Annotated in this window: 23 protein-coding genes; 11 read left to right on the top strand and 12 right to left on the bottom strand. The window is 72.6% G+C overall.

The window, feature by feature from the left end; translation table 11 throughout:
* The first annotated feature begins 56 nt into the window (after window positions 1–56).
* From yvcK to AB0P35_RS18100, 7 genes are all read left to right on the top strand, one after another.
* A complete protein-coding gene (yvcK, locus tag AB0P35_RS18130) occupies window positions 57–1,133 on the top strand; it encodes a uridine diphosphate-N-acetylglucosamine-binding protein YvcK (RefSeq protein WP_179419349.1) in 1,077 nt (358 codons plus the stop codon).
* Window positions 1,124–2,104, top strand: a complete 981-nt coding sequence (gene whiA / locus AB0P35_RS18125) for a DNA-binding protein WhiA (RefSeq protein WP_363511715.1) — start codon at window positions 1,124–1,126, stop codon at window positions 2,102–2,104. The genes yvcK and whiA overlap by 10 nt, the downstream gene beginning before the upstream one ends.
* Window positions 2,105–2,353: 249 nt before the next feature.
* Window positions 2,354–3,358: a type I glyceraldehyde-3-phosphate dehydrogenase gene (gene gap, locus AB0P35_RS18120; RefSeq protein WP_095872768.1), complete on the top strand. Its 1,005-nt coding sequence runs from the start codon at window positions 2,354–2,356 to the stop codon at window positions 3,356–3,358.
* A 154-nt stretch (window positions 3,359–3,512) separates the two neighbouring features.
* On the top strand, window positions 3,513–4,718 hold the full coding sequence (locus AB0P35_RS18115; RefSeq protein ID WP_095875392.1) for a phosphoglycerate kinase: 1,206 nt from the start codon (window positions 3,513–3,515) through the stop codon (window positions 4,716–4,718).
* A gap of 5 nt (window positions 4,719–4,723) precedes the next feature.
* A complete protein-coding gene (gene tpiA / locus AB0P35_RS18110) occupies window positions 4,724–5,509 on the top strand; it encodes a triose-phosphate isomerase (protein ID WP_363511712.1) in 786 nt (261 codons plus the stop codon).
* An 88-nt stretch (window positions 5,510–5,597) separates the two neighbouring features.
* On the top strand, window positions 5,598–5,834 hold the full coding sequence (gene secG, locus AB0P35_RS18105; protein ID WP_095872766.1) for a preprotein translocase subunit SecG: 237 nt from the start codon (window positions 5,598–5,600) through the stop codon (window positions 5,832–5,834).
* 195 nt (window positions 5,835–6,029) lie between these two features.
* Entirely contained in the window at window positions 6,030–6,317 is a 288-nt protein-coding gene (locus AB0P35_RS18100; protein ID WP_257019256.1) for an RNA polymerase-binding protein RbpA, read from the top strand.
* A 111-nt stretch (window positions 6,318–6,428) separates the two neighbouring features.
* Here the strand turns inward: AB0P35_RS18100 and pgl are convergent, their stop codons facing one another.
* From pgl to tkt, 5 genes are all read right to left on the bottom strand, one after another.
* Window positions 6,429–7,217 (bottom strand): 6-phosphogluconolactonase, encoded by a 789-nt coding sequence (gene pgl, locus AB0P35_RS18095; protein WP_257019008.1) that lies wholly within the window; start codon window positions 7,215–7,217, stop codon window positions 6,429–6,431.
* On the bottom strand, window positions 7,214–8,338 hold the full coding sequence (gene opcA / locus AB0P35_RS18090; protein ID WP_363511709.1) for a glucose-6-phosphate dehydrogenase assembly protein OpcA: 1,125 nt from the start codon (window positions 8,336–8,338) through the stop codon (window positions 7,214–7,216). Before opcA ends, pgl begins: the two co-directional genes overlap by 4 nt.
* On the bottom strand, window positions 8,335–9,858 hold the full coding sequence (gene zwf / locus AB0P35_RS18085) for a glucose-6-phosphate dehydrogenase (protein ID WP_363511769.1): 1,524 nt from the start codon (window positions 9,856–9,858) through the stop codon (window positions 8,335–8,337). Before zwf ends, opcA begins: the two co-directional genes overlap by 4 nt.
* Before the next feature lie 106 nt (window positions 9,859–9,964).
* Window positions 9,965–11,080 (bottom strand): transaldolase, encoded by a 1,116-nt coding sequence (tal, locus tag AB0P35_RS18080; RefSeq protein ID WP_363511707.1) that lies wholly within the window; start codon window positions 11,078–11,080, stop codon window positions 9,965–9,967.
* Between the two features lie 93 nt (window positions 11,081–11,173).
* Window positions 11,174–13,273 carry a transketolase gene (tkt, locus tag AB0P35_RS18075; RefSeq protein ID WP_363511705.1) on the bottom strand — a complete coding sequence of 700 codons (2,100 nt, stop codon included), beginning with the start codon at window positions 13,271–13,273 and terminating at the stop codon, window positions 11,174–11,176.
* A 456-nt stretch (window positions 13,274–13,729) separates the two neighbouring features.
* On the opposite strand from tkt, the gene AB0P35_RS18070 reads away from it, so the two are divergent.
* Window positions 13,730–14,671, top strand: a complete 942-nt coding sequence (locus AB0P35_RS18070; protein ID WP_095875389.1) for a heme o synthase — start codon at window positions 13,730–13,732, stop codon at window positions 14,669–14,671.
* 70 nt (window positions 14,672–14,741) lie between these two features.
* Here the strand turns inward: AB0P35_RS18070 and AB0P35_RS18065 are convergent, their stop codons facing one another.
* The gene (locus AB0P35_RS18065) at window positions 14,742–16,340 is read right to left on the bottom strand and encodes an NAD(P)/FAD-dependent oxidoreductase (RefSeq protein ID WP_363511703.1); all 1,599 of its coding nucleotides are present in this window, start codon (window positions 16,338–16,340) and stop codon (window positions 14,742–14,744) included.
* Window positions 16,341–16,411: 71 nt separating this feature from the next.
* Window positions 16,412–17,053, bottom strand: coding sequence for a DUF2461 domain-containing protein (locus AB0P35_RS18060; protein WP_363511701.1), 642 nt, complete (start codon window positions 17,051–17,053; stop codon window positions 16,412–16,414).
* 93 nt (window positions 17,054–17,146) lie between these two features.
* Between AB0P35_RS18060 and AB0P35_RS18055 the strand changes: the two genes are divergently transcribed.
* Window positions 17,147–17,479, top strand: coding sequence for a hypothetical protein (locus AB0P35_RS18055; protein WP_095872759.1), 333 nt, complete (start codon window positions 17,147–17,149; stop codon window positions 17,477–17,479).
* Between the two features lie 225 nt (window positions 17,480–17,704).
* Here AB0P35_RS18055 and AB0P35_RS18050 read toward each other — a convergent pair whose 3' ends face one another.
* From AB0P35_RS18050 to AB0P35_RS18035, 4 genes are all read right to left on the bottom strand, one after another.
* Complete coding sequence (locus AB0P35_RS18050; protein WP_363511698.1) at window positions 17,705–18,658, bottom strand: COX15/CtaA family protein; 954 nt, start codon at window positions 18,656–18,658, stop codon at window positions 17,705–17,707.
* A 92-nt stretch (window positions 18,659–18,750) separates the two neighbouring features.
* Window positions 18,751–20,664, bottom strand: a complete 1,914-nt coding sequence (locus AB0P35_RS18045; protein WP_363511696.1) for an acyltransferase family protein — start codon at window positions 20,662–20,664, stop codon at window positions 18,751–18,753.
* Window positions 20,665–20,666: 2 nt separating this feature from the next.
* Window positions 20,667–22,823: a bifunctional polysaccharide deacetylase/glycosyltransferase family 2 protein gene (locus AB0P35_RS18040; RefSeq protein WP_363511694.1), complete on the bottom strand. Its 2,157-nt coding sequence runs from the start codon at window positions 22,821–22,823 to the stop codon at window positions 20,667–20,669.
* 52 nt (window positions 22,824–22,875) lie between these two features.
* Window positions 22,876–23,409 carry a hypothetical protein gene (locus tag AB0P35_RS18035; RefSeq protein ID WP_363511692.1) on the bottom strand — a complete coding sequence of 178 codons (534 nt, stop codon included), beginning with the start codon at window positions 23,407–23,409 and terminating at the stop codon, window positions 22,876–22,878.
* A 250-nt stretch (window positions 23,410–23,659) separates the two neighbouring features.
* Between AB0P35_RS18035 and AB0P35_RS18030 the strand changes: the two genes are divergently transcribed.
* Both AB0P35_RS18030 and AB0P35_RS18025 read left to right on the top strand, forming a co-directional pair.
* Entirely contained in the window at window positions 23,660–24,721 is a 1,062-nt protein-coding gene (locus AB0P35_RS18030; protein WP_363511690.1) for a glycosyl hydrolase, read from the top strand.
* A 139-nt stretch (window positions 24,722–24,860) separates the two neighbouring features.
* Window positions 24,861–26,114, top strand: a complete 1,254-nt coding sequence (locus AB0P35_RS18025) for a choice-of-anchor A family protein (protein ID WP_363511688.1) — start codon at window positions 24,861–24,863, stop codon at window positions 26,112–26,114.
* A gap of 62 nt (window positions 26,115–26,176) precedes the next feature.
* Here the strand turns inward: AB0P35_RS18025 and AB0P35_RS18020 are convergent, their stop codons facing one another.
* Window positions 26,177–26,896 carry an ABC transporter permease gene (locus AB0P35_RS18020; RefSeq protein WP_363511767.1) on the bottom strand — a complete coding sequence of 240 codons (720 nt, stop codon included), beginning with the start codon at window positions 26,894–26,896 and terminating at the stop codon, window positions 26,177–26,179.
* Between the last annotated feature and the right edge of the window lie 30 nt (window positions 26,897–26,926).

The raw sequence follows: 26,926 nt of genomic DNA, 5'->3' as shown, positions 1-26,926 counted from the left end.
CCGGCCGGCGGCCCCCGGCCCGCCCTAGGAGCACGAGACAGGAACATGGGGTCGGTGTGACGGGATACTCGCCAGCACGGCAGTTCCAGCAGAGGTCTGGCGAGCGAGCCCCGGCCGGAAGCAGTCCGGCTGCCCAGAAGTCGCGCCCCGGCGCCCCCAAGATCACAGCGCTCGGGGGCGGCCAGGGGCTGTCCGCCTCGCTGTCCGCGCTGCGCCGGCTCACCAACGAGCTCACCGCCGTGGTCACCGTGGCCGACGACGGCGGCTCCAGCGGGCGGCTGCGCGCCGAACTCGGCGTGCTGCCCCCCGGTGACCTGCGCAAGGCGCTGGCCGCGCTCTGCGGCGACGACGACTGGGGCCGCACCTGGTCCGAGGTCATCCAGCAGCGCTTCACCGGGGACGGCGACCTCGGCGGCCACGCCGTCGGCAACCTCCTGATCGTCGCCCTGTGGGAGAAGCTCCGCGACCCGGTCGAGGCGCTCAACTGGGTCGGCCGGCTGCTCAACGTCCAGGGCCGGGTGCTGCCGATGTCGGCCGTCCCACTGGACATCGAGGCCGAGGTCCGGGGGCACGACCCGGCCCGGCCGCACGAGCTCACCGCCGTCCGCGGCCAGGCCAGCGTCGCCGTCACCCCGGGCACCGTGCAGTCGGTGCGGCTGCTCCCCGAGGAGCCGCCCGCCGTGCCCGAGGCGGTCGCCGCCGTGCTGGAGGCGGACTGGGTGGTGCTCGGCCCCGGCTCCTGGTTCACCAGCGTGCTGCCGCACCTGCTGGTGCCCGAGCTCGCCAACGCGCTGGTGGACACCCGCGCGCGCCGGCTGCTCACCCTCAACCTCGCGCCGCAGCCCGGCGAGACCGAGGGCTTCAGCCCGCAGCGGCACCTCGACGTGATCGCCGACCACGCGCCCGACCTCGCCGTCGACGCGGTGCTGGTCGACGAGCGTGCGGTCACCGGCGGCGCGTTCGGCCTCGCCGACCTGGCCGGACTGGAGAAGGCCGCCGAGCGGATGGGCGCAGCCCTGGTGCTCGGCCGGGTCGCCCGCGCGGACGGTACTCCGCGACACGACCCGGAGCTCCTGGCGGCTGCGTACGACCGGATTTTCCGGACACATGGAAGGATCGGCCCATGGCGATGACTCCTGCGGTGAAGGACGAAATCTCCCGGCTCCCGGTCACCCGGGCCTGCTGCCGGAAGGCCGAGGTCTCGGCGATCCTCCGGTTCGCCGGCGGTCTGCACATCGTGAGCGGCCGGATCGTGATCGAGGCGGAGCTGGACACGGCCATCGCGGCCCGGCGTCTGCGCAAGGACCTGCTGGAGATCTTCGGGCACTCCTCCGACCTCGTGGTGATGGCTCCCGGCGGGCTGCGCCGCGGCAGCCGGTACGTGGTCCGGGTGGTCAAGGACGGCGAGCTGCTGGCCCGGCAGACCGGTCTGGTGGACGGCCGCGGTCGGCCCATCCGCGGCCTGCCGCCGGCGGTGGTGTCCGGGGCGACCTGCGATGCCGAGGCCGCCTGGCGCGGTGCCTTCCTGGCGCACGGTTCGCTCACCGAGCCCGGCCGGTCCTCCTCGCTGGAGATCACCTGCCCCGGTTCGGAGGCGGCGCTCGCCCTGGTCGGCGCGGCGCGCCGGCTCGGCATCCCGGCCAAGGCCCGCGAGGTGCGCGGCGTCGACCGGGTGGTCATCCGGGACGGTGACGCGATCGGCGCCCTGTTGACCCGGCTCGGTGCGCACGAGGCGGTGCTCGCCTGGGAGGAGCGCCGGATGCGGCGCGAGGTCCGGGCCACCGCCAACCGGCTCGCCAACTTCGACGACGCCAATCTGCGCCGGTCGGCGCGCGCGGCGGTCGCGGCGGGCGCGCGCGTGCAGCGCGCGCTGGAAATTCTCGGCGAGGAGGTGCCCGAGCACCTGGCGGCCGCCGGCCAGCTGCGGATGCAGCACAAGCAGGCCTCGCTGGAGGAACTCGGCGCGCTCGCCGACCCGCCGCTCACCAAGGACGCGGTCGCCGGCCGGATCCGCCGCCTGCTGGCGATGGCCGACAAGCGGGCCGCCGAACTGGGCCTGCCAAGCACGGAGGCCAACCTGACCGACGAGATGGCGCTCAGCTAGAGACGGCCGCCCCGGACACGGGCGGTTCACCGGCTTTTTCGCCGGACGGCGCGGGCGGGCAGAGGTGCACGGAGCACCTCTGCCCGCCCGCGCCGTCGTGTGCCCGGAGGCCGTGTGCGCCAAGGGTCGCCCGGAGAGGCGATGTGCCCAGCGGAGCCGCTGGGAGGTAGGGTCATGGGTGGTCGGGGACATCCCATTTCAACCCCCGTCGGAATCCTCAGTCCGGCGTACCTAAGAGGAGATCGGTTCGTGACGATCCGGGTAGGCATCAACGGATTCGGCCGCATCGGCCGCAACTTCTTCCGTGCGGTTCAGGCTCAGGGAGCGGACATCGACATCGTCGGTGTCAACGACCTGACCGACACGAAGACCCTCGCGCACCTGCTCAAGTACGACTCGATCCTCGGCACCCTGCAGTCCGAGGTCTCTCACACTGCCGACAGCATCACCGTGGACGGCAAGACCTTCAAGGTCATCGCCGAGCGCGACCCGGCCAACCTCCCCTGGGGCGAGCTGGGCGTGGACATCGTCATCGAGTCCACCGGCATCTTCACCAAGGCCGAGCTTGCAAAGAAGCACGTCACGGCCGGCGCGAAGAAGGTCATCATCTCGGCGCCCGCGACCGACGAAGACGTCACCATCGTCATGGGTGTCAACGACGACAAGTACGACGCCGCCAAGCACACCGTCATCTCCAACGCCTCCTGCACCACCAACTGCGTGGCGCCGCTGGCGAAGGTGCTGAACGAGAACTTCGGCATCGTCAAGGGTCTGATGACCACGGTGCACGCGTTCACCAACGACCAGGTCACGCTGGACTTCCCGCACAAGGACCTGCGCCGTGCCCGTGCCGCGTCGCTGAACATCATCCCGACCTCGACCGGTGCCGCCAAGGCCACCGCCCTGGTCCTCCCCGAGCTCAAGGGCAAGCTGGACGGCACCTCCCTGCGCGTGCCCGTCCCGACCGGCTCGATCACCGACCTGGTCGTCACCCTGGAGCGCGAGGTCACCGTCGAGGAGGTCAACGCGGCCTTCCAGAAGGCGGCCGAGGGCGACCTCAAGGGCATCCTGCAGTACACCGAGGACCCGATCGTCTCCTCCGACATCGTCAACTCGCCGTTCTCCACGATCTTCGACTCCCTGATGACCATGGCCCAGGGCAACCAGGTCAAGATCTTCGGCTGGTACGACAACGAGTGGGGCTACTCGAACCGTCTCGTCAACCTGACGACGCTCGTCGGCGGCCAGCTCTGACCTGCGCGGGAGCTGACGTGATGTGAGGTGCGGGGCCCGGAAGGCTGCGGCCGTCCGGGCCCCCGCTTCGCGTCTCCAACCCTCGCCCGTCGTGTTCCTGGTGGCCCGCCGCCGTGCCGCCGACACGCACCACCTCCTCGGGAGACCCAAGACCGTGAAGACGATCGAAGACCTCCAGGTCGCCGGCCAGCGGGTGTTCGTCCGCGCCGACCTGAACGTGCCGCTGTCCGGCGGCGAGATCACCGACGACGGCCGGATCCGTGCCGTCGCCCCGACCATCGCCAAGCTGGTGCAGGCCGGCGCCAAGGTGGTCGTCGCCTCCCACCTGGGCCGTCCGAAGGGCGAGCCCGACCCGCAGTTCTCCCTCGCGCCGGTGGCCGTCCGCCTCGGCGAGATCCTGGGCGTCCCGGTGGCCTTCGCCACCGACACCGTGGGCGAGAGCGCGAAGGCCACCGTCGCCGCCCTGGCCGACGGCGAGGTCACGCTGCTGGAGAACCTGCGCTTCAACGCCGGCGAGACCGCCAAGGACGACGCCGAGCGCGGCGCCTTCGCGGACGAGCTGGCCGCCCTGGCGGACCTGTACGTGGGCGACGGCTTCGGTGCGGTGCACCGCAAGCACGCCTCGGTGTACGACCTGCCGGCCCGGCTGCCGCACGCGGTCGGCGACCTGATCGCGACCGAGGTGGGCGTGCTCAAGCGCCTCACCGAGGAGGTCGCCCGCCCGTACGTGGTGGTGCTCGGCGGTTCGAAGGTCTCCGACAAGGTCGGCGTGATCGACAACCTGCTCGGCAAGGCCGACCGGATCCTCATCGGCGGCGGCATGGCGTTCACCTTCCTTGCGGCCCAGGGCCACGAGGTCGGCACCTCGCTGCTGCAGAAGGACCAGATCCCGACCGTGCTGGAGTACCTCGAGCGCGCGAAGGCGAACGGCGTCGAGTTCGTGATCCCGGTGGACGCCGTGGTCTCCGGGGGCTTCCCCGACCTGAAGACCAAGGCCCCGGTCGAGGACCGCCGGGTCGTCGACGCGGACAAGATCCCCGCCGACACCCTGGGTCTGGACATCGGCCCGAAGTCCGGGGAGCTGTTCGCATCCAAGATCGCGGACGCTGCGACGGTCTTCTGGAACGGCCCCATGGGCGTCTTCGAGCACCCGGCCTTCGCCGACGGCACCAAGGCCGTCGCCGCGGCGCTGCTCGACAGCGACGCGTTCACCGTGGTCGGTGGCGGCGACTCCGCCGCGGCCGTCCGCATCCTGGGCTTCGACGAGACGAAGTTCGGGCACATCTCGACCGGCGGTGGCGCAAGCCTGGAGTACCTGGAGGGCAAGACCCTCCCCGGACTCGACGCCCTGGAAGGCTGAGGAAGATGACTGAGCGCCTCCCGCTGATGGCGGGCAACTGGAAGATGAACCTCAACCACCTCGAGGCCATCCAGCACACCCAGAAGCTGGCCTTCGCGCTGGCCGACAAGGACTACGAGGCCGTCGAGGTCGCCGTCCTCGTCCCCTTCACCGACCTCCGCTCGGTGCAGACCCTGGTCGACGGCGACAAGCTGAAGATCAAGTACGGCTCGCAGGACATCTCGCAGTACGACTCCGGTGCCTACACCGGCGAGATCTCCGGCCCGATGCTGTCGAAGCTCAAGTGCACCTTCGCGGTGATCGGCCACTCGGAGCGCCGCCAGTACCACGGCGAGAACGAGGAGATCGTCAACGCCAAGGTGAAGGCCGCCTATCGCAGCGGGATCACCCCGATCCTGTGCATCGGCGAGCCGCTGGACATCCGCAAGGCGGGCACCCACGTCGAGTACACCCTGGCGCAGCTGGACGGCGCACTGGAGGGTGTGCCGGCCTCGGACGCGGAGACGGTCGTCGTCGCGTACGAGCCGGTCTGGGCGATCGGCACCGGCGAGGTGGCGACCCCGGAGGACGCGCAGGAGGTCTGCGGTGCGATCCGTGCCCGCCTGGCCGAGCTGTACGACGCCGAGCTGGCCGGCAAGGTCCGCATCCTGTACGGCGGTTCGGTGAAGTCCTCCAGCGCGGCAGGCCTGATGGCCAAGCCGGACGTCGACGGCGGTCTGATCGGCGGCGCCTCGCTGGACGCCGAGGAGTTCGTCAAGATCGTGCGCTACCGCGAGCAGGCAGTAGGCTAACGCCGCCGCAGCAACGTAGGCTTTGGGGCCGGACCGCTTTCACGCGGCCCGGCCCCTTCGCCGAAGATACGAGAGAGTTGGTCCCGCCGTGGTTCTCGGGTTCTCGATTGCCCTGATCATCTTCAGTCTGCTGATGGTCCTCCTGGTGCTGCTGCACAAGGGCAAGGGCGGCGGCCTGTCCGACATGTTCGGCGGTGGCGCGATGTCGACCGGCGGCGGTTCGGCGGTGGCCGAGCGGAACCTGGACCGCATCACGATCATCGTGGGCATCGCCTGGTTCGCCTGCATCATCGTGCTGAGCCTGCTGCTCAAGTACAACACCTGACGTCCCGTCCGGGGCCGGTCCTGGCCGGTCTGGGGCCGGTCCGGCAGGCGGTGGTGGCAGAGCCTTAACTGCCGCTTACACTAGGACGACTTCGCCACCGTCCGCACTGCCGCGGCCGGGCGGCACCAGCACGCAGGGAGTCCAACCGTGGCAAGTGGCAACGCCATCCGAGGAAGCAGAGTCGGCGCAGGCCCCATGGGCGAGGCGGAGCGCGGCGAGTCCGCCCCCCGTAACCGGATCTCCTTCTGGTGCGCGAACAAGCACGAGACGCGCCCCAGCTTCGCTGCCGAGGCGGCGATCCCGGAGACCTGGGACTGTCCGCGCTGCGGGTTTCCGGCCGGTCAGGACGAGCACAATCCCCCGGCCCCGGCCCGCAACGAGCCGTACAAGACCCACCTCGCGTACGTGCGCGAGCGCCGCACCGACGCGGACGGCGAGGCGATCCTCGCCGAGGCGCTGGCCAAGCTCCGCGGCGAGATCTGAGCGGTGCCGGGGCGCCGCGGGGGCATCCGTCCCCGCGGCGCCCCCGGCGTCTGCGGCACCATGCGTGAGGCCCGGCCCCCGAGCGGGGGCCGGGCCTCGTGCGCGTCCGTCTCAGGCCGAGGCGGGCGGGTACAGCTGGGGCGGAAGCTCGGCCGCCGCGGAGCGGTCGAGCAGCCAGAGGGTCCGCGCGGTGCCGTACGCGCCGGAGGCGGGCGCCTGGAGCTCCCCGGGGCCGCTCAGCGCGAGGGCGACGGCCCCGGCCTTGTCCTCGCCGGCGGCGAGCAGCCAGACCTCGCGGGCCGCCCGGATCGCCGGGAGGGTGAGCGAGATCCGGGTGGGCGGCGGCTTCGGCGCCCCGCGGACGCCGATCACGGTGCGCTCGGCCTCCCGGACACCGGGGTGCTCCGGGAAGAGCGAGGCGACGTGGGTGTCCGGGCCGACGCCGAGCAGCAGCACGTCGAAGGCGGGCACCCCGGCGTGCTCGCCGGGCCCGGCGGCCTTGGCGAGCTCCTCGGCGTACCGGTCGGCGGCCGCCTCGACGTCCGAGCCGTCCACGCCGTCCGAGGCCGGCATCTCGTGCACCCGGGCCGGGTCCACCGGGACCCGGTCGAGCAGCTCGGCGCGGGCCTGGACGGCGTTGCGCTCCGGGTCGTCCGCCGGGACGAAGCGCTCGTCGCCCCACCAGAGGTCGAGCCGCGCCCAGTCCACCGCGTCGCGCGCCGGGGAGGCGGCGATCGCGGCGAGCAGGGCGTTGCCGTTCCGCCCGCCCGTCAGCACCACCGAGGCGGTGCCGCGGGCGGACTGGGCGTCCACGATGCGGGTGATCAGCCGGGCCGCCGCGGCCTGCGCCATCAGCTCCTTGTCCCGGTGGACCACCAGCTGCGGGGTGGCCGCGGTCACGAGGCACTCCGCTTGCGCGGGGCGGCCTTCTTGGCGGTCGCCTTCTTCGTCGGCGGCTCCGCCTCGGCCGGCGCAGTGTCCGCCGGCGCAGTGTCCGCCGGTTCGGCGGCCGGCAGCTTGGCGGTGACCCGCGCCGGTGCGGCGACCTCGGCCGGGACGGCGTCGGCCGACGGGGCGGCGGGCTCCTCGGGCTGCGGCTCGCGCAGCCGGTCGACCGGGGTGCGGACGGCCGTCGCGTAGATGTCGTCCGGGTCGAGCCGGCGCAGCTCCTCCGCGATGAGCTCCGCGGTGTCGCGGCGCTTGAGCGCGACCATCCGGTCCGGCGAGCCGGGCATGGACAGCGTGCCCATCAGGCCGTCCGGGCGGTCGAGGACGATCTCGCCCTCCTTGGTGCGCAGCCGGACGGCGGTGATGCCGGGGCCGCCGGTGACGATCCGCTCGACCGGCACCCGCAGCCGGTTGGTCAGCCACAGGCCGAGCAGCTCGACGCTGGGGTTGTACGACTCGCCCTCGACGACCGCGCCGGTGATGGCGGTGGGCCGCTGGTCGAGGGCGGCGGCCAGCATGGAGCGCCAGCCGGTGATGCGGGTCCAGGCGAGGTCGGTGTCGCCGGGGGTGTAGCTGGCGGCCCGCTGGGCGAGCTGGCCGACCGGGGACTCGGCGGTGACCGCGTCGGTGATGCGGCGCTGGGCGAGCGCGCCGAGCGGGTCGTTGGCCGGGTGCAGCGGGGCGTTCTCCGGCCACCAGACCACCACCGGGGCGTCCGGCAGCAGCAGCGGCAGGACGACCGACTGGGCGTGCGCGGCGAGCTCGCCGTGCATGCGCAGGACGACCGTCTCGCCGGAGCCCGCGTCGCTGCCGACCAGGATCTCGGCGTCCAGCCGGGTCTCGGCGCGGGCGCGCGGCGAGCGCCCGGCCCGCTTGATGACCGCCAGGGTGCGCGACGGGTGCTCGCGGGAGGCGTCGTTGGCGGCCTTGAGGGCGTCGTACGCGCTGCCCTCGTCGGTCACGATCACCAGGGTGAGCACCATGCCGGCCGCGGTGGAGCCGCTGGCCCGGCGGGCGTCCATCAGCGCCGCGTTGATCCTGCTGGAGGTGGTGTGGGTCAGGTCGATCTTCATGGCCGGCGCCAGCTCCTGCCGTCTCGTGCGAGCATCTCGTCGGCCTCGATGGGCCCCCACGTCCCGGCCGCGTACTGGGCGGGCTTGCCGTGGGTGTCCCAGTACTGCTCGACCGGGTCGAGGATCTGCCAGGAGAGCTCGACCTCCTGGTGGCGGGGGAAGAGGTTGGCGTCGCCGAGCAGCACGTCGAGGATGAGCCGCTCGTACGCCTCCGGGCTGGACTCGGTGAAGGACTCGCCGTAGGCGAAGTCCATCGTGACGTCCCGGACCTCCAGTGCGGTGCCGGGCACCTTGGAGCCGAATCGCACGGTGACGCCCTCGTCCGGCTGCACCCGGATGACCAGGGCGTTCTGCCCCAGCTCCTCGGTGGCGTAGGAGTCGAACGGCAGGTACGGGGCGCGCTGGAAGACCACCGCGATCTCGGTCACCCGGCGGCCGAGGCGCTTGCCCGTCCGCAGGTAGAACGGGACGCCCGCCCAGCGGCGGTTGTTGATCTCCAGCTTGAGGGCCGCGTAGGTGTCGGTCTTGGAGTCGGGGTTGATGCCGTCCTCGTCCAGGTAGCCGACGACCTCCTCGCCGCCCTGCCAGCCGGACGCGTACTGGCCGCGGACGGTGTGGCTGCCGAGGTCGGCGGGCAGCCGGACGGCGCTGAACACCTTGAGCTTCTCGGCGACCAGGGCCTTGGGGTGGAAGGACGCGGGCTCCTCGATGGCGGTGAGCGCCATCAGCTGGAGCAGGTGGTTCTGGATGACGTCGCGGGCCGAGCCGATGCCGTCGTAGTAGCCGGCGCGGCCGCCGATGCCGATGTCCTCGGCCATGGTGATCTGCACGTGGTCGACGTACGACCGGTTCCAGATCGGCTCGAACATCTGGTTGGCGAAGCGGAGCGCCAGGATGTTCTGGACGGTCTCCTTGCCGAGGTAGTGGTCGATCCGGAAGACCTCGTCCCGCGGGAAGACCTCGTGGACGATCCGGTTCAGCTCCTGGGCGCTCTCCAGGTTGTGGCCGAACGGCTTCTCGATGACCGCGCGACGCCAGGAGCCCTTCGGCGGGTCGGTCAGACCGTGCTTCTTGAGCTGCTGGACGACGGTGGGGAAGAACTTCGGCGGCACCGAGAGGTAGAAGGCGAAGTTCCCGCCGGTGCCCTGGGCCTGGTCGAGATCCTCGATGGTCTTGCGCAGGGTGTCGAAGGCCTCGTCGTCGCCGAAGTCGCCCTGGACGAACCGCATGCCCTTGGCGAGCTGCTGCCAGACCTCTTCGCGGAACGGCGTACGCGCGTGCTCCTTGACCGCGTCGTGCACCTCGCGGGCGAAGTCCTCGTCCTCCCACTCCCTGCGGGCGAAGCCGACGAGCGAGAAGCCCGGCGGGAGCAGTCCGCGGTTGGCGAGGTCGTAGACGGCCGGCATCAGCTTCTTGCGCGACAGATCGCCGGTCACGCCGAAGATCACCAGGCCGGACGGCCCGGCGATCCTCGGCAGCCGGCGGTCGGCCGGATCGCGCAGCGGGTTGGAGGGCTGCAGGGGGTCACCCTGCCCGACCTCGGCCCCCTCGACATCGGGAAAAGCAGGGGTGTTGCTCACTGGTGTTGGCTCCGCTCTCCGTGCGCTTCGGTCGTGAGCAGTGATGTCAGTTCTGGTCGCCGTGCGCGGCGAGCGAGGCCGCGACCGTGTCCAGCAGTTCCTTCCAGGACACCTCGAACTTCTCGACGCCCTCGTCCTCGAGCACCTGGACGACGTCGTCGTAGTCGACGCCGGCCGCGGCGACGGCGTCCATCACGGCCTTGGCGTCGCCGTAGTTCGGGGTGATGGTGTCGCCGGTGACCACGCCGTGGTCGTCGGTGGCGTCGAGGGTGCCCTCGGGCATGGTGTTGACGGTGCCCGGGGCGACCAGCTCGGTCACGTACAGGGTGTCCGGCAGGTTCGGGTCCTTGACGCCGGTCGAGGCCCACAGCGGGCGCTGGGCCTTGGCGCCGGCGGCCTCCAGGGCCTTCCAGCGGTCCGAGGCGAAGACCCCCTCGTAGGCCTCGTAGGCGAGGCGGGCGTTGGCCACGCCGGCCTTGGAGCGGAGCTCCTTGGCGTCGCCGCCGATCTTGTCGAGGCGCTTGTCGATCTCGGTGTCCACGCGGGAGACGAAGAACGAGGCGACCGACTCGATCTGGGAGAGGTCGAGGCCGGCGGCCTTGGCCTTCTCCAGGCCGGACAGGAAGGCGTCCATCACGGCGCGGTACCGCTCGAGGGAGAAGATCAGCGTGACGTTGACGCTGATGCCCCTGCCGATGACCTCGGTGATCGCGGGCAGGCCGGCCTTGGTGGCGGGGATCTTGATGAACACGTTCGGGCGGTCCACCAGCCACCACAGCTGCTTGGCCTCGGCGATCGTGGCGGCGGTCTCGTGCGCCAGACGGGGGTCGACCTCGATGGAGACCCGGCCGTCGCGGCCGTTGGACGCGTCGTAGACCGGGCGCAGCACGTCGGCGGCGTCGCGCACGTCGGAGGTGGTGATCATGCGGACGGCCTCGTCCACGGTGACCTTGCGGACGGCCAGGTCGTTCAGCTGGCCGTCGTAGGCGACGCTGCCGGAGCCGATCGCCTTCTGGAAGATGGTCGGGTTGGTCGTGACACCGACGACGTGCTTCTCCTGCACCAGCTCGGCCAGGTTGCCGCTGTTGAGCCGCTCGCGGCTGAGGTCGTCCAGCCAGATCGCCACGCCTTCGTCGCTGAGGCGCTTCAGTGCGTCAGTCATGGTGCTACATCCTCTGTGTTTCGTACGTCTGCTGTGGGGTCGTCAGACAGGCCGGGTACCCGGTGTGCGGCCGAGTACCCGGCGGGGCTGCTGTCAGCGGGAGACGGCCTCGACCGTGCGGAGCGAGGCGCGGGCGGCGTTGGCCACGGCGTCGGCGGTCAGGCCGAACTCCTGGAACAGCACCTTGTAGTCGGCGGAGGCACCGAAGTGCTCCAGGCTGATGATCCGGCCGGCGTCGCCGACCAGCTCGCGCCAGCCCTGGGCGATGCCCGCCTCGACCGAGACCCGGGCACGGACGTTCGGCGGCAGCACGCTGTCGCGGTACGCCTGGTCCTGCTCGTTGAACCACTCGATCGACGGCATCGAGACGACGCGGGTCGGGATGCCGTCCGCCTCCAGGGCCGCGCGGGCCTGGACGGCCAGCTGGACCTCGGAGCCGGTGCCGATCAGGATGACCTTCGGCGAGGCGCCCTCGGCCTCGGCCAGCACGTAGCCGCCCTTGGCCGCACCCTCGGCGGAGGCGAACACCTCGCGGTCGTAGGTGGGCACGCCCTGACGGGTGAGCGCCAGGCCGACCGGCCCGGGGTGGCTGGTCTGCCGCTCCAGGATGGTGCGCCAGACGACGGCCGTCTCGTTGGCGTCGCCGGGGCGGACCACCGCGAGGCCGGGGATGGCGCGCAGCGCGGCCAGGTGCTCGACCGGCTGGTGGGTCGGGCCGTCCTCGCCGAGGCCGATGGAGTCGTGCGTCCACACGTAGGTGACGGGGATCTTCATCAGGGCGGCGAGGCGGACGGCCGGGCGCATGTAGTCGGAGAACACCAGGAAGGTGCCGCCGTAGATGCGGGTGCGGCCGTGCAGCGCGATGCCGTTCATGATCGCGCCCATGGCGTGCTCGCGGATGCCGAAGTGGATCGTCCGGCCGTACGGCGAGGCGGTCTTCAGCGGGTTGCTCGCCGGGAGGAAGGACGACTCCTCGTCGATGGTGGTGAGGTTGGACTCGGCGAGGTCCGCCGAACCGCCCCACAGCTCCGGGATGTGCTTGCCGACGGCCTTCAGCGTGTCGCCGGAGGCCTTGCGGGTCGCGACGTCCTTGCCGGCGGGGAAGACCGGGATCGCCTTCTCCCAGCCGTCGGGCAGCTCGCCGATCTGGATGCGGTCGAACTCGGCGGCGCGCTCCGGGTTGGCGGCACGCCACGCGTGGAACGTGGCCTCCCACTCGGCGCGGGCGGCCTTGCCGCGGTGCACGACCTGGCGGGCGTGCTCGACGACCTGCTCCGTCACCTCGAAGGTCTTCTCCGGCGAGAAGCCGAGGACCTTCTTGGTGGCGGCGATCTCGGCGTCGCCGAGCGCGGAGCCGTGCGCCTTCGCGGTGTCCTGGGCGTTCGGCGCCGGCCAGGCGATGATGGTGCGCATCGCGATCATGGACGGGCGCTCGGTCTCCGCCTTGGCGGCGGCGAGCGCGGTGGCCAGCGCGTGCACGTCGACGTCGCCGTCGGACTTCGGCGTGATCCGCTGGACGTGCCAGCCGTACGCCTCGTAACGGGCGAGGACGTCCTCGGAGAAGGCCGTCTCGGTGTCGCCCTCGATGGAGATGTGGTTGTCGTCGTACAGTGCGACCAGGTTGCCGAGCTTCTGGTGGCCGGCCAGCGAGGACGCCTCGGCGGAGATGCCCTCCTCCAGGTCGCCGTCGGAGACGATGGCCCAGACGGTGTGGTCGAAGGGGGACTCGCCCGCCGCGGCCTCCGGGTCGAACAGGCCGCGCTCGTAGCGGGCGGCCATCGCCATGCCCACCGCGTTGGCGATGCCCTGGCCGAGCGGACCGGTGGTGGTCTCGACACCGGCCGTGTGGCCGTGCTCCGGGTGGCCGGGGGTACGGCTGCCGGCGACCCGGAAGGCCTTCAGGTCGTCCAGTGACAGGCCGTAGCCGGAGAGGTAGAGCTGGGTGTAGAGAGTCAGCGACGTGTGGCCGGGGGAGAGGACGAAGCGGTCGCGGCCGACCCACGCGGGGTCGGTCGGGTCGTGCCGCAGGAAGCGCTGGAAGATCACATACGCGGCCGGGGCCAGCGACATCGCGGTGCCGGGGTGTCCGTTGCCCACCTTCTGCACGGCGTCCATCGCGAGGACGCGGGCCGTGTCGACGGTCCGCTGGTCCAGTTCGGTCCATTCGAAAGCGTTCGTCGGCGTGGTGCTCACCCTGTCTCAGGGCTCCTTCCTGGTGGTGAAGAGTGACCCCGTGAAGGGGACCGGGTCGGCCACGTCGCTGTGGTCCAGACGTTCGCTGGTGCCGGTCACGGAGGGTTGATCCCGCTTCTCTGTGCGAGCCTACCGCTCACAAGGGGCCTCACCTTGCGTGCCGAGGCATCCGGGGTGGCGCTATCGGCATTCCCGAAGGGCTCCCCGGCCACTGTCCTACCCTCACCCGGACGCGAACGGTCCGCTCGTCCGAGGGGCAAGACGCGCCGGGCGGCCGCGCGGTGCGCCAACTGCGGCGATTCACCCGCGGGTGTGCGGCTCCGGCTCGCCGGGGCACCCCGGGGCGGGACGGGACATATGGAGCGTCTAAGGTGGCGTGGTACGCGCAGAGCGGACGCACCTGAGCCCACGGGCCCAGGGGACGCCTGTGGAAGTTCATCGTGAGTTGGGGTGTTCGTGACCGCCGTCGAATCCCGCCCTGCCGGGGCGGTCGGGGCGACGCCTGCGCACCGGCCGTTCGGGGCCCGTGTCGGCGCATTCGTCGCACTGACAAAGCCGCGGATCATCGAGCTGCTGCTGATCACCACCGTCCCGGTGATGTTCCTGGCGCAGCACGGTGTACCCGACCCGTGGCTTGTCGTCAAGGTGGTGGTCGGCGGATACCTCTCCGCGGGCGGCGCCAACGCGCTCAACATGTACATCGACCGCGACATCGACGCGGTGATGTCCCGCACCGAGCGCCGGCCGATCGTCACCGGCATGGTGTCGCCGCGCGAGGCGCTGGTCTTCGGCATCGCGCTCGCGATCGGCTCCACGCTCTGGCTGGGGCTGCTGGTCAACGCGCTGTCCTCGGCGCTGGCCCTCGGCGCACTGCTCTTCTACGTCTTCGTCTACACCCTGGGCCTCAAGCGCCGCACGACCCAGAACATCGTCTGGGGCGGCATCGCCGGCTGCATGCCGGTGTTCGTCGGCTGGGCCGCGGTGACGAACTCGCTGTCCTGGTCCGCGCTGGTGCTCTTCCTGGTGATCTTCTTCTGGACGCCGCCGCACTACTGGCCGCTCTCCATGAAGGTCCGCGACGACTACGTCAAGGCCGGCGTGCCGATGCTCCCGGTCATCAAGGGCAACCTGGCCGTCGCCCGGCAGATCGTCGTCTACTCCTGGGTGATGGTCGCCGTCTCGCTGGCGCTCTGGCCGCTCGGCGACACCAGCTGGCTGTACCCCGTCTCGGCGGTGCTGCTCGGCGCGTTCTGGCTGAAGGAGGCGCACGGCCTGCACGCCCGCGCCAAGGCCGGGGTCGTCGGCGCCAAGCTCAAGGAGATGCGCCTCTTCCACTGGTCCATCACCTACCTGACCCTCCTCTTCGTGGTCATCGCGGTGGACCCCTTCGTCAAGTGACGGCCCACGCGCCGAACGACGGAGCCCCGAGGCCTGCGCCCCGGGGCTCCGTCGTTCCCGCCACCGACAGCTAGCGGCCGAGGACGGCCATCGCCGCGTTGTGGCCGGGGATGCCGCTGACGCCGCCGCCCCGGACGGCGCCGGCGCCGCAGAGCAGCACGTTCGGGTGGGCGGTGGCCACACCCCAGCGGTCGGCGGGGTCCTCGCCCCAGGGGAAGGCCAGCTCCCGGTGGAAGATGTTGCCGCCGGGCAGGCCGAGGTCGGCCTCCAGGTCCAGCGGGCTCTTCGCCTCGATGCAGGGCCGGCCCTCGCCGTCCACGGCCAGGCAGTCGGCCAGCGGCTCGTCCAGGCACTCCTGCAGCGGGGCGAGCACCGCCTCCAGCGCCGCCGCCCGGGCCTTCTCCGGGTCCTCGGCGAACAGCCGGGCCGGCTGGTGCACCCCGAACAGGGTCAGGGTGTGGTAGCCCTGCGCGGCGAGCTCCGGCCCGAGGATCGACGGGTCGGTCAGCGAGTGGCAGTAGATCTCGGACGGCGCCGGCGCCGGCACCCGGCCCTCGGCGGCCTGCCGGTAGGCCGTCTCCAGCTCGGTGTAGGACTCGGCCAGGTGCAGGGTGCCGGCGAAGGCGTCCCGCGGGTCGACCGCACCGTCCCGCAGCCGGGGCAGCCGGCGCAGCAGCATGTTCACCTTCAGCTGGGAGCCCTCCGGGGCGGGCTCCGGCGGCGCCTCGCCGAGCAGCCGGGCGAGCACCTGCGGGGCCGCGTTGCACAGCACCGTCCCGGCGCCCACCCGCTGCTCCCGGCCCCCGTGCCGGAAGGCGACCTCGGCGGTGCCGCCGGCGGCGCCCGGGTCGATCGCGGTGACCTCACAGCCGGTGCGGATCTCGGCGCCCGCCGCCCGGGCCGCGTCGGCCAGCGCGTCGGTGAGCGCGCCCATGCCGCCGACCGGGACGTTCCAGTCGCCGGTGCCGCCGCCGATCACGTGGTAGAGGAAGCAGCGGTTCTGCGGCAGCGCCGGGTCGTGGGCGTGGGTGAAGGTGCCGATCAGGGCGTCCGTGAGCACGACGCCGCGCACCAGGTCGTCGGCGAACGCGCCCTCCACGGCCTCGCCGATCGGCCGCTCGAACAGCGCCTCCCAGACGACCGGGTCGTCGAGCCGCCGGCGCAGCTCCGCGCGGGTCGGCAGCGGCTCGGTCAACGACGGGAAGACCCGCTCGGCCACCAGGCCGGTCGCCGCGTAGAACTCCTGCCAGGCCGCGTACTCCCGGTCCGAGCCGGTCAGGGCGCGGAACGAGTCGGCGGTGCGGGCCGGGTCCGCCTGGTCCACCAGCAGCCCGGTGGGCCGCCCGCCGCGCACGGCCGGCGTGTACGAGGAGATCCGCCGGCGCCGGACCGCGAACCGCAGCCCCAGCTCGTCGACGATCTTCTGCGGCAGCAGGCTCACCAGGTACGAGTAGCGCGACAGCCGGGCCGCGACCCCCGGGAACGCCTCGGTGGAGACCGCCGCACCGCCGGTGCGGCCGAGCCGCTCCAGCACCAGCACACTGCGGCCGGCCCGGGCCAGGTAGGCGGCGGCCACCAGGCCGTTGTGGCCGCCGCCGACCACGACCGCGTCGTAGCGGCCGCGGAGGGGGGAGTCGGGCGTGCTCGCGTCACCTCGGGAGGGCTGCATGCGGCAGGTCTACCAGAGGCCGCGCGGGGCGGCCAGAGTGCGGACGGGAGTGTCGTACGGGAGGGCCGATGTCAGCGCGGCGGGAGCTCGCTGGGGCCGACGTGGCCGTCCAGCCAGTCCTTGAGCGGACGGGAGGAGCGCAGGAAGCCGGTGATCCGTTCGTACGCCTCGGCGGTGCCCAGCCACGCCGCGGGCTCCCACTCCTGCCAGGCGATCAGGCCCTTGTTGCGCAGCAGTTCGATCCGCGGATGGTCCTTGGGGTAGCCGCGGGGCGCCGACTTCAGCGGGTCCCGGCCGACCACCGACGGGCCCTCCTCCTCCACACCGGCGATCACCCGCTCCAGTTCGGCGCCGGTGACGTCCTCCGCGACCGCCTCCCGGTAGCGCGCCAGCTGGTCCGGGGCGAGCTGGTACATGCCGTTGCCGCAGGCCAGGCCGTCCGCCGACAGCTGGATGTAGCCGCCCGCCTCCAGGAAGGCGCCGATGTGCGTCTTGTACGGCGACTTGTCGGCGCTGAACCGGACGTCGCGGTTGGGCCGGAAGATCTTCCCCGGGCCGAACTCGTCCTCCAGGGCGTCCAGCAGGTCGGCCATCGGCGCGCGGACGGACTGCTCGTAGCGGTCCTTGTGCGCCGTCCAGAAGGTCTTGGAGTTGTCGGCCTCCAGCTGCTCGTAGAACTCGAGCGCCTCGGCCGGCCAGCCATCGAAGGTCATTGCGCCAGCCTAGGGGGCGAGGTGGTGACGGTGTGGCCCGCCGCACACCGTGCCGCCGTCGCCACCGTCTCTACCGCTCGGTAGCATGCGGGCATGACCAGCGCAGAGACCGCCACCCCCACCGCGCAGGACGCCCGCGCCGAGCGGCGCGCCAAGCGCATCGCCAAGCACATCACCGCCTTCGCCGCAGAGCACGGCGGCAGCGCGGACGGCGTCGTCGAGTACGTCGGCCGCACCGCCACCCGGATCGTGCTCGTCGGCGCGGACGGCGCGTGGGGCGACCAGGTCGCCCCGACCTACGCCATCGGGCAGCGCGCCGCCCAGCTGGCCGGCGTCACCCTCCACGACACCTTCGAGGGCGAACTCGGCCTCAAGGTGAAGACGAGCGCCTACGAGTGGAAGCGCATGGCCGGCATCCAGATCTGACGGGCCGCTCCCTACGCTCAGGGGCAACCAAAGGCAGGGGCGCGGGGAACTGCGCGAGACGGAAGAGACGGCGCCGTAGCCTTCCGATTCGCGCAGTTCCCCGCGCCCCTGTCTTTGGGTGAGCCTTGTTCAGTAGGGCGAGCCCCATCCGGATTGCGCAGTTCTCCCCCGGCCTTCGGCCGGGAGGTGCCCCCAAGCGCCCCTGCTTTGGGCCCCGCGTTCGCGTCAGCTCGCCGGGACCAGCTGGGCCGGGACGGCGGCCTGGTCCGTGACGGGGCGGGCCCGCAGGGCGAGCGGCACGCGGAGGGCGGCGGCCCAGGTGAGGGCGGCGCCCACCATGTGCAGGCCGACCATGAGCTCCGGGGCGTCGGTGAAGTACTGGACGAAGCCCAGGACGCCCTGCAGCAGCAGCACGACGAGCAGGTCCCGCACCCGCGCCCGGGCCGTCCGCGGCGCCTTCACCGCGGCGAGCACGAACACCGCCGCGAGCGTCAGCCCGACCGAGAGGAAGGCCAGGTCGGCGTGGGCCTGGGCGAGGCGGTCGTAGTCGACCGGGATGCGCCAGACGTCGCTGGAGGAGCCGGGGTGGTGGCCCGCGCCGGTGACCAGGGTGCCGGCGGTGACCAGCAGGCCGACCACGCCGGCGAGGACGTACGAGAGCTGCACCAGCGGCCCGGGCACCAGGAGCTCGGGCGTGCCGTCGCCCTCCTTGGTGCGCTCCCACATCAGCACGGCGACCCAGACCAGGCCCATCGCGGCGACCATGTGCAGCGCCACCACGTACGGGTTCAGTCCGGTGAGCACGGTGATGCCGCCGATCACGGCGTTGCTCATGACCAGCCAGAACTGGGCCCAGCCGAGCCGGGTGAGCGAGCGCCGCCACGGCGTGGCGCAGCGGGCGGCCAGGGTGGCCCAGGCGATCGCCGCGCAGAGCACGTAGGTGAGCATCCGGTTGGTGAACTCGATGACACCGTGGACGCCCATCTCGGGCGTCGGCGTGATGCTCTCGCCGGTGCAGCGGGGCCACGTGGTGCAGCCGAGGCCGGAGGCGGTGAGCCGGACGGCGCCGCCGGTGAGCACGATGACCACGCTCATCACCAGGGCGGACAGCGCCGCCCGGCGGACGGTCGCGGCCGTCGGGTGCCAGCGGTCGGCGAGGAGGGCGGTGGGGGTGAACACCGCTTCATCCTAGATTGCCCTTATCCGATCAATGACTGCGGCCCGGCCGCGGGCCGCCCCGTGCGGGGAGGTCCGCGGCCGGGCCGGGTTGGTCAGGCGGCGGCCCGTCGTTTTCCGCGGGCCTTGCGGGGATACGGGAAGAGCCGTGGCGAGCGTTTCGCCGCGACGTCCTCGATCCAGCCGAAGGTGAGGACGAACAGTCCGATCAGCGGGATCGCCGCGAGGAGCTGCGGATAGGGGCTGCCGAGCACCGAGCCCCAGTTGTCGGCGAGGTAGTCGACCCGCCAGAGCTGGTCGATCACCGGGACGGACAGCTCCAGGGCGAGCGTGTGCCAGAGGTAGACGCTGACGGCGCGGGCGTTCAGCAGGCTGATGATGCCGTTGAACGGTTCCAGGCGCCGCGGCCAGCGCTCCCACGAGGGGCTGAGGTGGAGCAGCAGCAGGACGAAGCCGAAGGACCAGACGGCCTGGGCGATCGGGACGCCCTCCAGGTCGCCGATCTCCGTCGGGTCGAGCTCCGGCCGGCTGACGTACCACCAGTACCCGGCGACCATGATCATTGGTGCCACCGAGGGGGCGACGTACTGTGGGAGCTTCTTGAGCAGGCCCTCGTTGTGGGCCATGCCGAGGATCCAGCAGGAGCCGAAGACCGTGAAGTCGGAGTAGGTCTCCCAGATCCGGCCGTCCTGCGGGAGCAGGCCGGAGAAGAAGGTCAGCACCAGCGGGGTGAGCACCGTCACCAGCGGGAAGCGGCGCAGGGCACGCAGCAGCAGCGGCGACAGCAGCACGTACCAGAGGTAGGCGCGCAGGTACCAGAGCGGGACGCCGACCTGGGTGCCCCAGCTGTCCTCCATGAGTCCGAAGCCCGGCAGGTCGCCCTGGGGGTAGGGCGGGGTGCTCACCGGCAGGATCCAGAAGGCGAGCTTGCCCCACCACCAGCCGGGGTGGCCCTCGGCGTCCGGGCCCCAGCCGTCCAGGATCCACAGCGTCATCACCACGACGCCGAACAGCCACATCGGCGGCAGCAGGCGGCGCAGTCGGCCGCGGATGACGGTCATCGCGGGCCGCTTCAGCGAACGGGCCATCAGCGAGCCGGCCAGCGCGAACATCACGCCCATGGACGGGAAGACCAGCGGCAGCCAGGCCCAGCTGAAGTTGTGGTAGAGCACGACGCGGACGAGGGCCAGGCCGCGCAGCAGGTCGAGGTAGCGGTCGCGGCCGCCGCCGGACCGGGCGGGCTTCGCCTCGGGGGCGGCAGCCTGCTCCTCCTCCTCGTCCGGGACGCCCGGCGGGCGGGCGTACTGGGCGTCGAAGGCCTTCGCGAGCGCGGCGAGCTCGTCCGGGACGCGGAGCTTGAGGGTCTCCTCGTGCCGGGGCAGCGTGCTGCGGGCCGCGGCGGGAGACGCGGCCCAGTCGTCCTCGGCGGGCCCGTCGTACGCGGGCTTGTCGAAGGACGGGCGTTCGGCGGTGCGCTGTCCGGCCGCCGGGGCGGGACGCTGCCCCGCGCTCTCGGGGGCGGGCCGGGAACGGTCCGGCGCGGCGGACTCGGGCGAGCGGCGCTGCGGCGGCAGGCCGGCGCGGCCGCCGGGCGGCGGCGGGACGCGCAGGGCCATGGTCTCGTCGGGGGAGAACCCGCTCCGGGGCGCCGGGGCGGGGCGCTCGCCGCCGCCCGGGCGCTCCGGGGTGCGGTGCGGCGGGGTCTGCGGGCGCGGTGCCCCGACTGTGCCGGGCCCCTGCTGGGGTCGCGGCCGGTCGGCGGCGTCCGGTCCCTGCGGACGGCCGGGTGCACCCTGTCCCTGCGGTCGCCGGTCGCCGCCCGGTGCCTGCGGACGACCCGGTGCACCCTGTCCCTGAGGACGGCCCGGTGCACCCGGTCCCTGCGGCCCGGACGGCGCGGCGGGGCGGCCCGGGGCGGCCGGGCGGTCGGTGCCCTCGGCGGACGGGGGCCGCTTGCGCGGGGTGAAGAAGCTGTCGGCGGGCTCGGGTCGCTCGGTCGGCTCGGACACGGTCAGACCTCCAGGATCGGGGCGGAGACCTCGCCGGTGCGCCGCAGTTTCTGCCAGCGCAGCCGGCCGCCGGTGAGTGCGGTGATCGACGACTGCAGTAGCACGAGGTACATGAGCTGCCGGTAGACCAGTTGCTGGACCGGCAGGGTGATCAGGTGCCAGGACCTCTCGCGGTCCAGCCGGAAGGCGTAGTACGCGAGCAGGCCCTGCACGGCCAGCACGCCCGACCAGGCGGCCAGCGTCCTGGGCGCGTCGACGAAGAGCACGCCGTAGAGCAGGAAGAGGTCGATGACCGGCGCGAGCAGCGGGGCGAGCACGCCGAAGAGCACCACCATCGGCAGCCCGAGCCGGCCGAACCGGCCGCCCGGGCCCTTCTCGACCAGTGCGTGCCGGTGCTTCCACATCGCCTGCATGGTGCCGTAGCTCCAGCGGTAGCGCTGGGACCACAGCTGGCTCATGCTCGCCGGGGCCTCCGTCCAGGCGCGGGCCTTCTCGGCGTAGACGATCCGCCAGCCGTCGCGCAGCAGCGCCATGGTGACGTCGGTGTCCTCGGCGAGGGTGTCCTCGCTCATGCCGCCGACCCGCTCCAGGGCGGAGCGGCGGAAGGCGCCGACCGCGCCGGGGATGGTCGGCATGATGTTGAGGACGTCGTACATCCGGCGGTCCAGGTTGAAGCCCATCACGTACTCGATGTGCTGCCAGGCGCCGATCAGGGTGTCGCGGTTGCCGACCTTGGCGTTGCCGGCGACGGCGCCGACGGTGGGGTCGCCGAAGGGCTGGACGAGCTCGCGGACGGTGGAGGGCTCGAAGACGGTGTCGCCGTCCATCATCACGACGATGTCGTGCGAGGCGGCGGCGATGCCGGTGTTGAGGGCCTGCGGCTTGCCGCCGTTGGGCTTGGTGATCAGGCGGACGCCGGGCAGGTCGAGCTCGCGGACGATCTTCGAGGTGTCGTCGGTGGAGCCGTCGTCGACGACGATCACTTCGATCGGGTGCTCACCGGCCGTCAGCGAGTGCAGGGTGTTGGCGATGCACTCCTGCTCGTTGTAGGCGGGCACCAGGACGGTGACCGGCTCCGTGATCGGCGGTCCCCAGCCGAAGCCCGGCCTGCGGGTGCGCCGGACGTGGACGGTGGCGAGGACGAGCATCAGCGCGAACCGGGCGAAGACCAGCACGCCGACGACCGCCAGCAGCGAGATCATCCACGGCAGCAGCCCGACGGAGAGCTGGGTGGCCCAGATGTACGCCTTGCCGGTCCACAGCTGGTAGCCGTGCACCTCGACCATGGTGTCGGAGCTGCCGAGCGCCTCGCCGATGGTCCGGAAGCGGTAGTGGCGCTCCTCCAGGGTGTCGATCAGCTTGCCGACCGCGTGCACGGTCTGCGAGCGGTCGCCACCGGCGTCGTGCATCAGCACCATCGCGCCCTCGCCGGGCGTCTTCGGGATCGCGGCCTTGACGATGTTGTCCACACCGGGGCGCTGCCAGTCCTCGGTGTCGGTGTCGATGAAGGTGGTGAGGTAGCCGCGCTTGCCGACCTCCTTGACCACCGGCCAGGTCCAGTCGTCCAGGGCGGAGGCGGTGGAGGAGTACGGCGGCCGGAAGAGCGAGCTGTGGACGCCGGCCACGCCCGCCAGGGCGAGCTGGGTCTGGCTGAGCTCGAAGGTCAGCCGGGCCTTGGACTGCAGCGAGAGGTCGGGGTGGGTGAAGGTGTGCAGGCCGATCTCGTGGCCCTCGTCGACCATGCGCCGGACGATGTCCGGGTGCTGGGCGGCCATCGAGCCGGTGATGAAGAAGCTGGCGTGCACCCCGCGGTCCTTGAGGACATCGAGGAGCTTCGGGGTCCAGGTCGGGTCCGGGCCGTCGTCGAAGCTGAGCACGATGGTGCGGTCGGGGATCCGGTGGCTGACCGGTGCGTCGTTCCGGTCGCCGCGGGCATCGACGATCGGGCCGCCGGTGAGCAGGTTCGGCGGGACGGTGCCGGTGTCGGTCGACTCCGTGGTGCGCTCGTCGTGGAACACCTCGTTGGTCGCCATGCCGCGCAGCACCATCAGACCGAGCAGGCAGACCAGGAGGGTCACCGGCAGGAGGAACCTCAGCGGCGGGGCGGCGAGGCGGCGGGAGCGGAGGACCGACTGCCGGCGGTGCTGGCTGCGGGACATGGATGGCGTTCCTGGTGGACCGGTACTGGGCGGCTGGCGGCGGTGGGGCGGTTCAGCGGCCGGCGGTGGCGGAGGAGAAGGCGACGGCGGTGCCCTGGACGGTCGTCCTGGCCGTGGACGTACCGGTGGTCGTGCCGGTCCTGGTGGTGCCGGTCTTCACCGTGGTGCCCGGCTTGGCGGTGGTCGTGGTCTTCGTGCCCGCGGAGTGCGTGGCGGTGGCCTTGGCGGCGCCGGACTTGGACGCGGAGCCGCTCGGCTTGCCGGAGGCGCCGGGGTGGCCGATCTGGGTCGCCTTGGAGGCCGTGGGCGAGGGGGTCGCCGATGCGGAGGGCTCGGGCTGCGGGCTCGGCACCGCTGTGGACGAGGGGAGCGAGTCGGGCAGCTCCAGCGGAGGGGCCTGGGCGACGGCGCCGAAGAGGCTGACCACCATGCCGACGGTGAAGAGGAGGCCGCCGCCACCGACCAGCCACCCCAGGTGCCGCAGGCGCCGACCGCGGGTCCCGGACTGGTCGACGAAGACCGGCGCAGGCTCGGCGCCGGCGGGTATGGCACTCCGGTCGTCGGTCCGGGGTTGGGAGATGGACATCGAGATCCGGGCCCTCCAGGGTCAGGGCGGGCAGGCAGAAGCGCCGCGTGCCCAGACCGTAGTGCACCCGGTCGACCTGAATCAGTGTCAATGTCCGATGTGGGGAGATATGCGGTGAGCTTGTGACCGGATCGAGACGTGGGGTGGGCGCCTTCGGTACGGACCGGACCGCCTCGTAGGATGCCCGGACACGCCGACCGGTCCCGCCTGGTCGGCCCCGCACGGCATCGGCACAGGAGCGGACGGCCCCGTGATCAGACCACTTCCGGCGCCCGGCGGCGCCGCCCGGGTGCTCGTCGCGCTGCTCCTGCTGCTGCTGCTCGCCACCGGCTGCTCGGGCGAGCGCCTGGTGCCCGACGCGGTGCCGGCGGGCGCCGGCGGCCACGACGAGGACGGGGGCGACGCGGCGAGCGCCTCGCCGGGGGCCGGCCTGGAGCCGTACGACGCCGCCCTGCTGCGCACCCCGCAGGGGCGGATGCTCGGCGTCGCCTCCGAGGGCGGCCCGGCCGACCTCGGGCCGGTGGCCGCGTTCACGGCGAAGGCCGGCAGGAAGCCCGACCTGCGCGAGTACTACCTGCTCTGGGGTGCGCCCTTCGACACCGCGGGCAACGCCGCGCTCTGGGCCAACGGCCAGGTGCCGGTGGTCTCCTGGGTGCCGGGAGAGACCCCGCTCGCCTCGATCGCCGGCGGCGACCAGGACGAGTACCTCTCGACCTTCGCCGACCAGGTGGCCGGCTACCACGGCCCGGTGGCCATCGTCCTCGCGCCGGAGATGAACAGCGGCTGGAACCCGTGGGGGCCGGGCAGGGCCACCGCGGAGGACTTCGTCCGGGCCTGGAAGCACGTGCACGGTGTGTTCGAGGAGCAGGGCGTCACCAATGCGCTCTGGGTGTGGGCCCCGCACGTCTCCGACCAGCACTCCTCGGTGGCGCCGCGCCCGTACTACCCGGGCGACGGCTACGTGGACTGGGTCGGCATGGTCGGCTACTACGGCCCGGAGGACGGCAGCTCCTGGAGCGGTATGTTCGCGCCGACGGTGAGGACCGTCCGCGCGTTCACCAAGAAGCCGCTGCTGATCTCGGAGACCGGCGTGGCCGAGGGGGCGGGCAAGGCCCGGCAGGTCGACGACCTGTTCGGCGGGGCGGCCGGCACCGAGGGGCTGATCGGGCTGGTCTGGTTCGACCTGCAGAAGAGCTGGCCGGGCAGCACCTACCGGACCGACTGGCGGGTCGACAGCTCGCCGGGCGCCGCCGCCGCGGTGAAGAAGGGCGTGGCCGCGCTCGGCTTCGGGCATCCGGCGCCGCGCGACTGACGGTCCGCAGGCCGACCGCCGACCGCCCGCAGAACCGGGGCAATCGGGGCACTGCGCCCATTGGTCTTGACCAATGTGCCGGCGGCTCGGGAGAGTGCGCAGTGATCACTCCCACTCTCTCCGCGGAGCCCCTCTTCCCATGCGCATATCCCGACCCGCCGCCGCCCTGGCGCTCGGCGGATCCCTCGCCCTCGGCGTCCTCGCCGCCCCGGCCGCGCACGCCGCCCCGTCCGGCGACGGCTGCCGCAGCCTCGGCACGGCCACCCTCTACGGCGAGTTCGTCGAGGGCGACGACACCCACTCGCCGGACGCCGAGGGCGCGGTCGCGGTCGGCGGCAACGCCGACTTCCGCGGCGGCTTCTCGGTCGGCACCGAGCTGACGGACGCCCAGGTCGCCGCCCTGCCCGGCGGCAACGCCCTGGTCGTGGCCGGCGGCATCAGGGGCGGCGTCCAGGTCATGAAGGGCAACGGCGTCTACGGCGGCACCCTCGCCGGCACCGCCGAGGCCCACCACGGCAAGGTGGTGCACGGCGCCTCGCCGATCGACTTCTCCGCCGAGTTCGCGAAGCTGCGCGCGGTCTCCACCGACCTGGCGAAGCAGACCACCCCTGGCACCGCGATCAAGGCCTCCGGCGACACCCTGACCCTCACCGGCACCGACACCGGCCTCAACGCCTTCGCCGTGACGGCGGCGCAGCTCCAGGGCGCCAAGGAGGTCTACCTGCACGTGCCCGCGGGCGCGGTCACCGTCGTCAGCGTCACCGGCGACGGCTACGACCAGGCGGCGGCGCACACCAGCGGCTTCTTCCTGTGGGACGCGGCCGCGAAGAAGTACGTCCTGGACGACAAGACGCAGTCCGCCGCCGGCGGCGCCGTCCGGGCCCGCCTGCTGTGGAACCTCCCGACCGCCGCCAAGGTGGTCAAGAACAGCGGCAACGCCTGGCCGGGCAGCGTGCTCGCCCCGAACGCCGCCTTCGACCTGGGCTCCGGCGGCCCGGTCAACGGCTCCGTGATCGCCAAGTCGCTCAAGGGCAGCGGCGGCGCCGAGACCCACCACTACCCCTTCGAGGGCTGCCTGCCCGGCACCGACACCCCGAAGCCCACCCCCTCCGGCTCCACCCCGGGCACCACCTCCGGCGGCAGCACCGGCACCACGACGACCGGCGGCACCAGCGGCGGCAGCACCTCCGGGGGCAGCACCGGCTCCCCGTCGCCCACGCCGTCCGGCTCCGCCCCGGCCTCGACCCCGCCAGCCACCACCACCGGCGGTACCACCACCGGCGGCCTCGCCTTCACCGGCGCCGACGGCGTGATCCCGCTGGCGATCGGCGGCGCCCTGGTGCTCGCCGCGGGCGGCGGCATCGTCCTCGCCGTGCGGCGCCGCCGCGCCTGACCCGGCCCCGGACACGACGATGCCCCGTACCCGCCGGGTACGGGGCACCGTCGCGCCGGGACTCACTCCCAGCGGAAGAAGCGCGCCGCCGCGCCCAGCCCCAGCACCGACCAGACGGCCAGCACCCCGAGGTCCGACCAGGGCGCCCCGGCGCCGTCCTGCAGCACCGAGCGCAGCCCGTCCGAGAGCGCGCTGATCGGCAGCAGCTCCAGCACCGGCCGGACGGTCTCCGGGAACCGCGACAGCGGCACCACCACGCCGCCGACCAGCAGCAGCAGGACGAAGACCAGGTTCGCGCCGGCCAGCGTGGCCTCCGCCTTCAGCGTGCCCGCCATCAGCAGGCCGAGGCCCGAGAACGCGGCGGTGCCGAGCACCAGCAGCCCGGCGACCGCGAGCGGGTCGCCCTGCGGCGACCAGCCCAGCGCCAGCGCGATCACCGTCAGCAGCGCCACCTGCAGCGCCTCGGTCACCAGCACGCAGCCGGTCTTCGCGGTCAGCAGCGCCCAGCGCGGCAGCGGGGTCGCGCCGAGCCGCTTCAGCACGCCGTAGCGGCGCTCGAAGCCGGTGGCGATCGCCTGCCCGGTGAACGCGGTGGACATCACCGCGAGCGCCAGCAGGCCGGGCGCCAGGAAGTCGACCCGCTTGCCGGGGCCGTCCACGGCGACGATGTCCACGGCGCTGAACAGCACCAGCAGCACGGTCGGGATGATCACGGTCAGCAGCAGCTGCTCGCCGTTGCGCAGCAGCATCCGGGTCTCCAGCGCGGTCTGTGCCAGCAGCATCCGGCCGACCGGGGCGGCGCCCGGCCGCGG

Source organism: Kitasatospora sp. NPDC085879, from assembly GCF_040686255.1.
Classification (GTDB): Bacteria; Actinomycetota; Actinomycetes; order Streptomycetales; family Streptomycetaceae; genus Kitasatospora.
Note: the sequence above shows the minus strand (reverse complement) of the source record. Positions and strands in the feature narration are given on the sequence as shown.

Excerpts from the sequence above, each read along its gene's own strand:
- AB0P35_RS18055 (WP_095872759.1), top strand. The coding sequence starts at position 17,147 with ATGACCAGCGCAGAGACCGCCACCCCCACCGCGCAGGACGCCCGCGCC.
- AB0P35_RS18035 (WP_363511692.1), bottom strand. The coding sequence starts at position 23,409 with ATGTCCATCTCCCAACCCCGGACCGACGACCGGAGTGCCATACCCGCC.
- AB0P35_RS18065 (WP_363511703.1), bottom strand. The coding sequence starts at position 16,340 with ATGCAGCCCTCCCGAGGTGACGCGAGCACGCCCGACTCCCCCCTCCGC.
- AB0P35_RS18025 (WP_363511688.1), top strand. The coding sequence starts at position 24,861 with ATGCGCATATCCCGACCCGCCGCCGCCCTGGCGCTCGGCGGATCCCTC.
- opcA (WP_363511709.1), bottom strand. The coding sequence starts at position 8,338 with ATGAAGATCGACCTGACCCACACCACCTCCAGCAGGATCAACGCGGCG.
- AB0P35_RS18040 (WP_363511694.1), bottom strand. The coding sequence starts at position 22,823 with ATGTCCCGCAGCCAGCACCGCCGGCAGTCGGTCCTCCGCTCCCGCCGC.
- AB0P35_RS18020 (WP_363511767.1), bottom strand. The coding sequence starts at position 26,896 with ATGCTGCTGGCACAGACCGCGCTGGAGACCCGGATGCTGCTGCGCAAC.
- AB0P35_RS18060 (WP_363511701.1), bottom strand. The coding sequence starts at position 17,053 with ATGACCTTCGATGGCTGGCCGGCCGAGGCGCTCGAGTTCTACGAGCAG.
- whiA (WP_363511715.1), top strand. The coding sequence starts at position 1,124 with ATGGCGATGACTCCTGCGGTGAAGGACGAAATCTCCCGGCTCCCGGTC.
- tal (WP_363511707.1), bottom strand. The coding sequence starts at position 11,080 with ATGACTGACGCACTGAAGCGCCTCAGCGACGAAGGCGTGGCGATCTGG.
- AB0P35_RS18100 (WP_257019256.1), top strand. The coding sequence starts at position 6,030 with ATGGGCGAGGCGGAGCGCGGCGAGTCCGCCCCCCGTAACCGGATCTCC.
- tpiA (WP_363511712.1), top strand. The coding sequence starts at position 4,724 with ATGACTGAGCGCCTCCCGCTGATGGCGGGCAACTGGAAGATGAACCTC.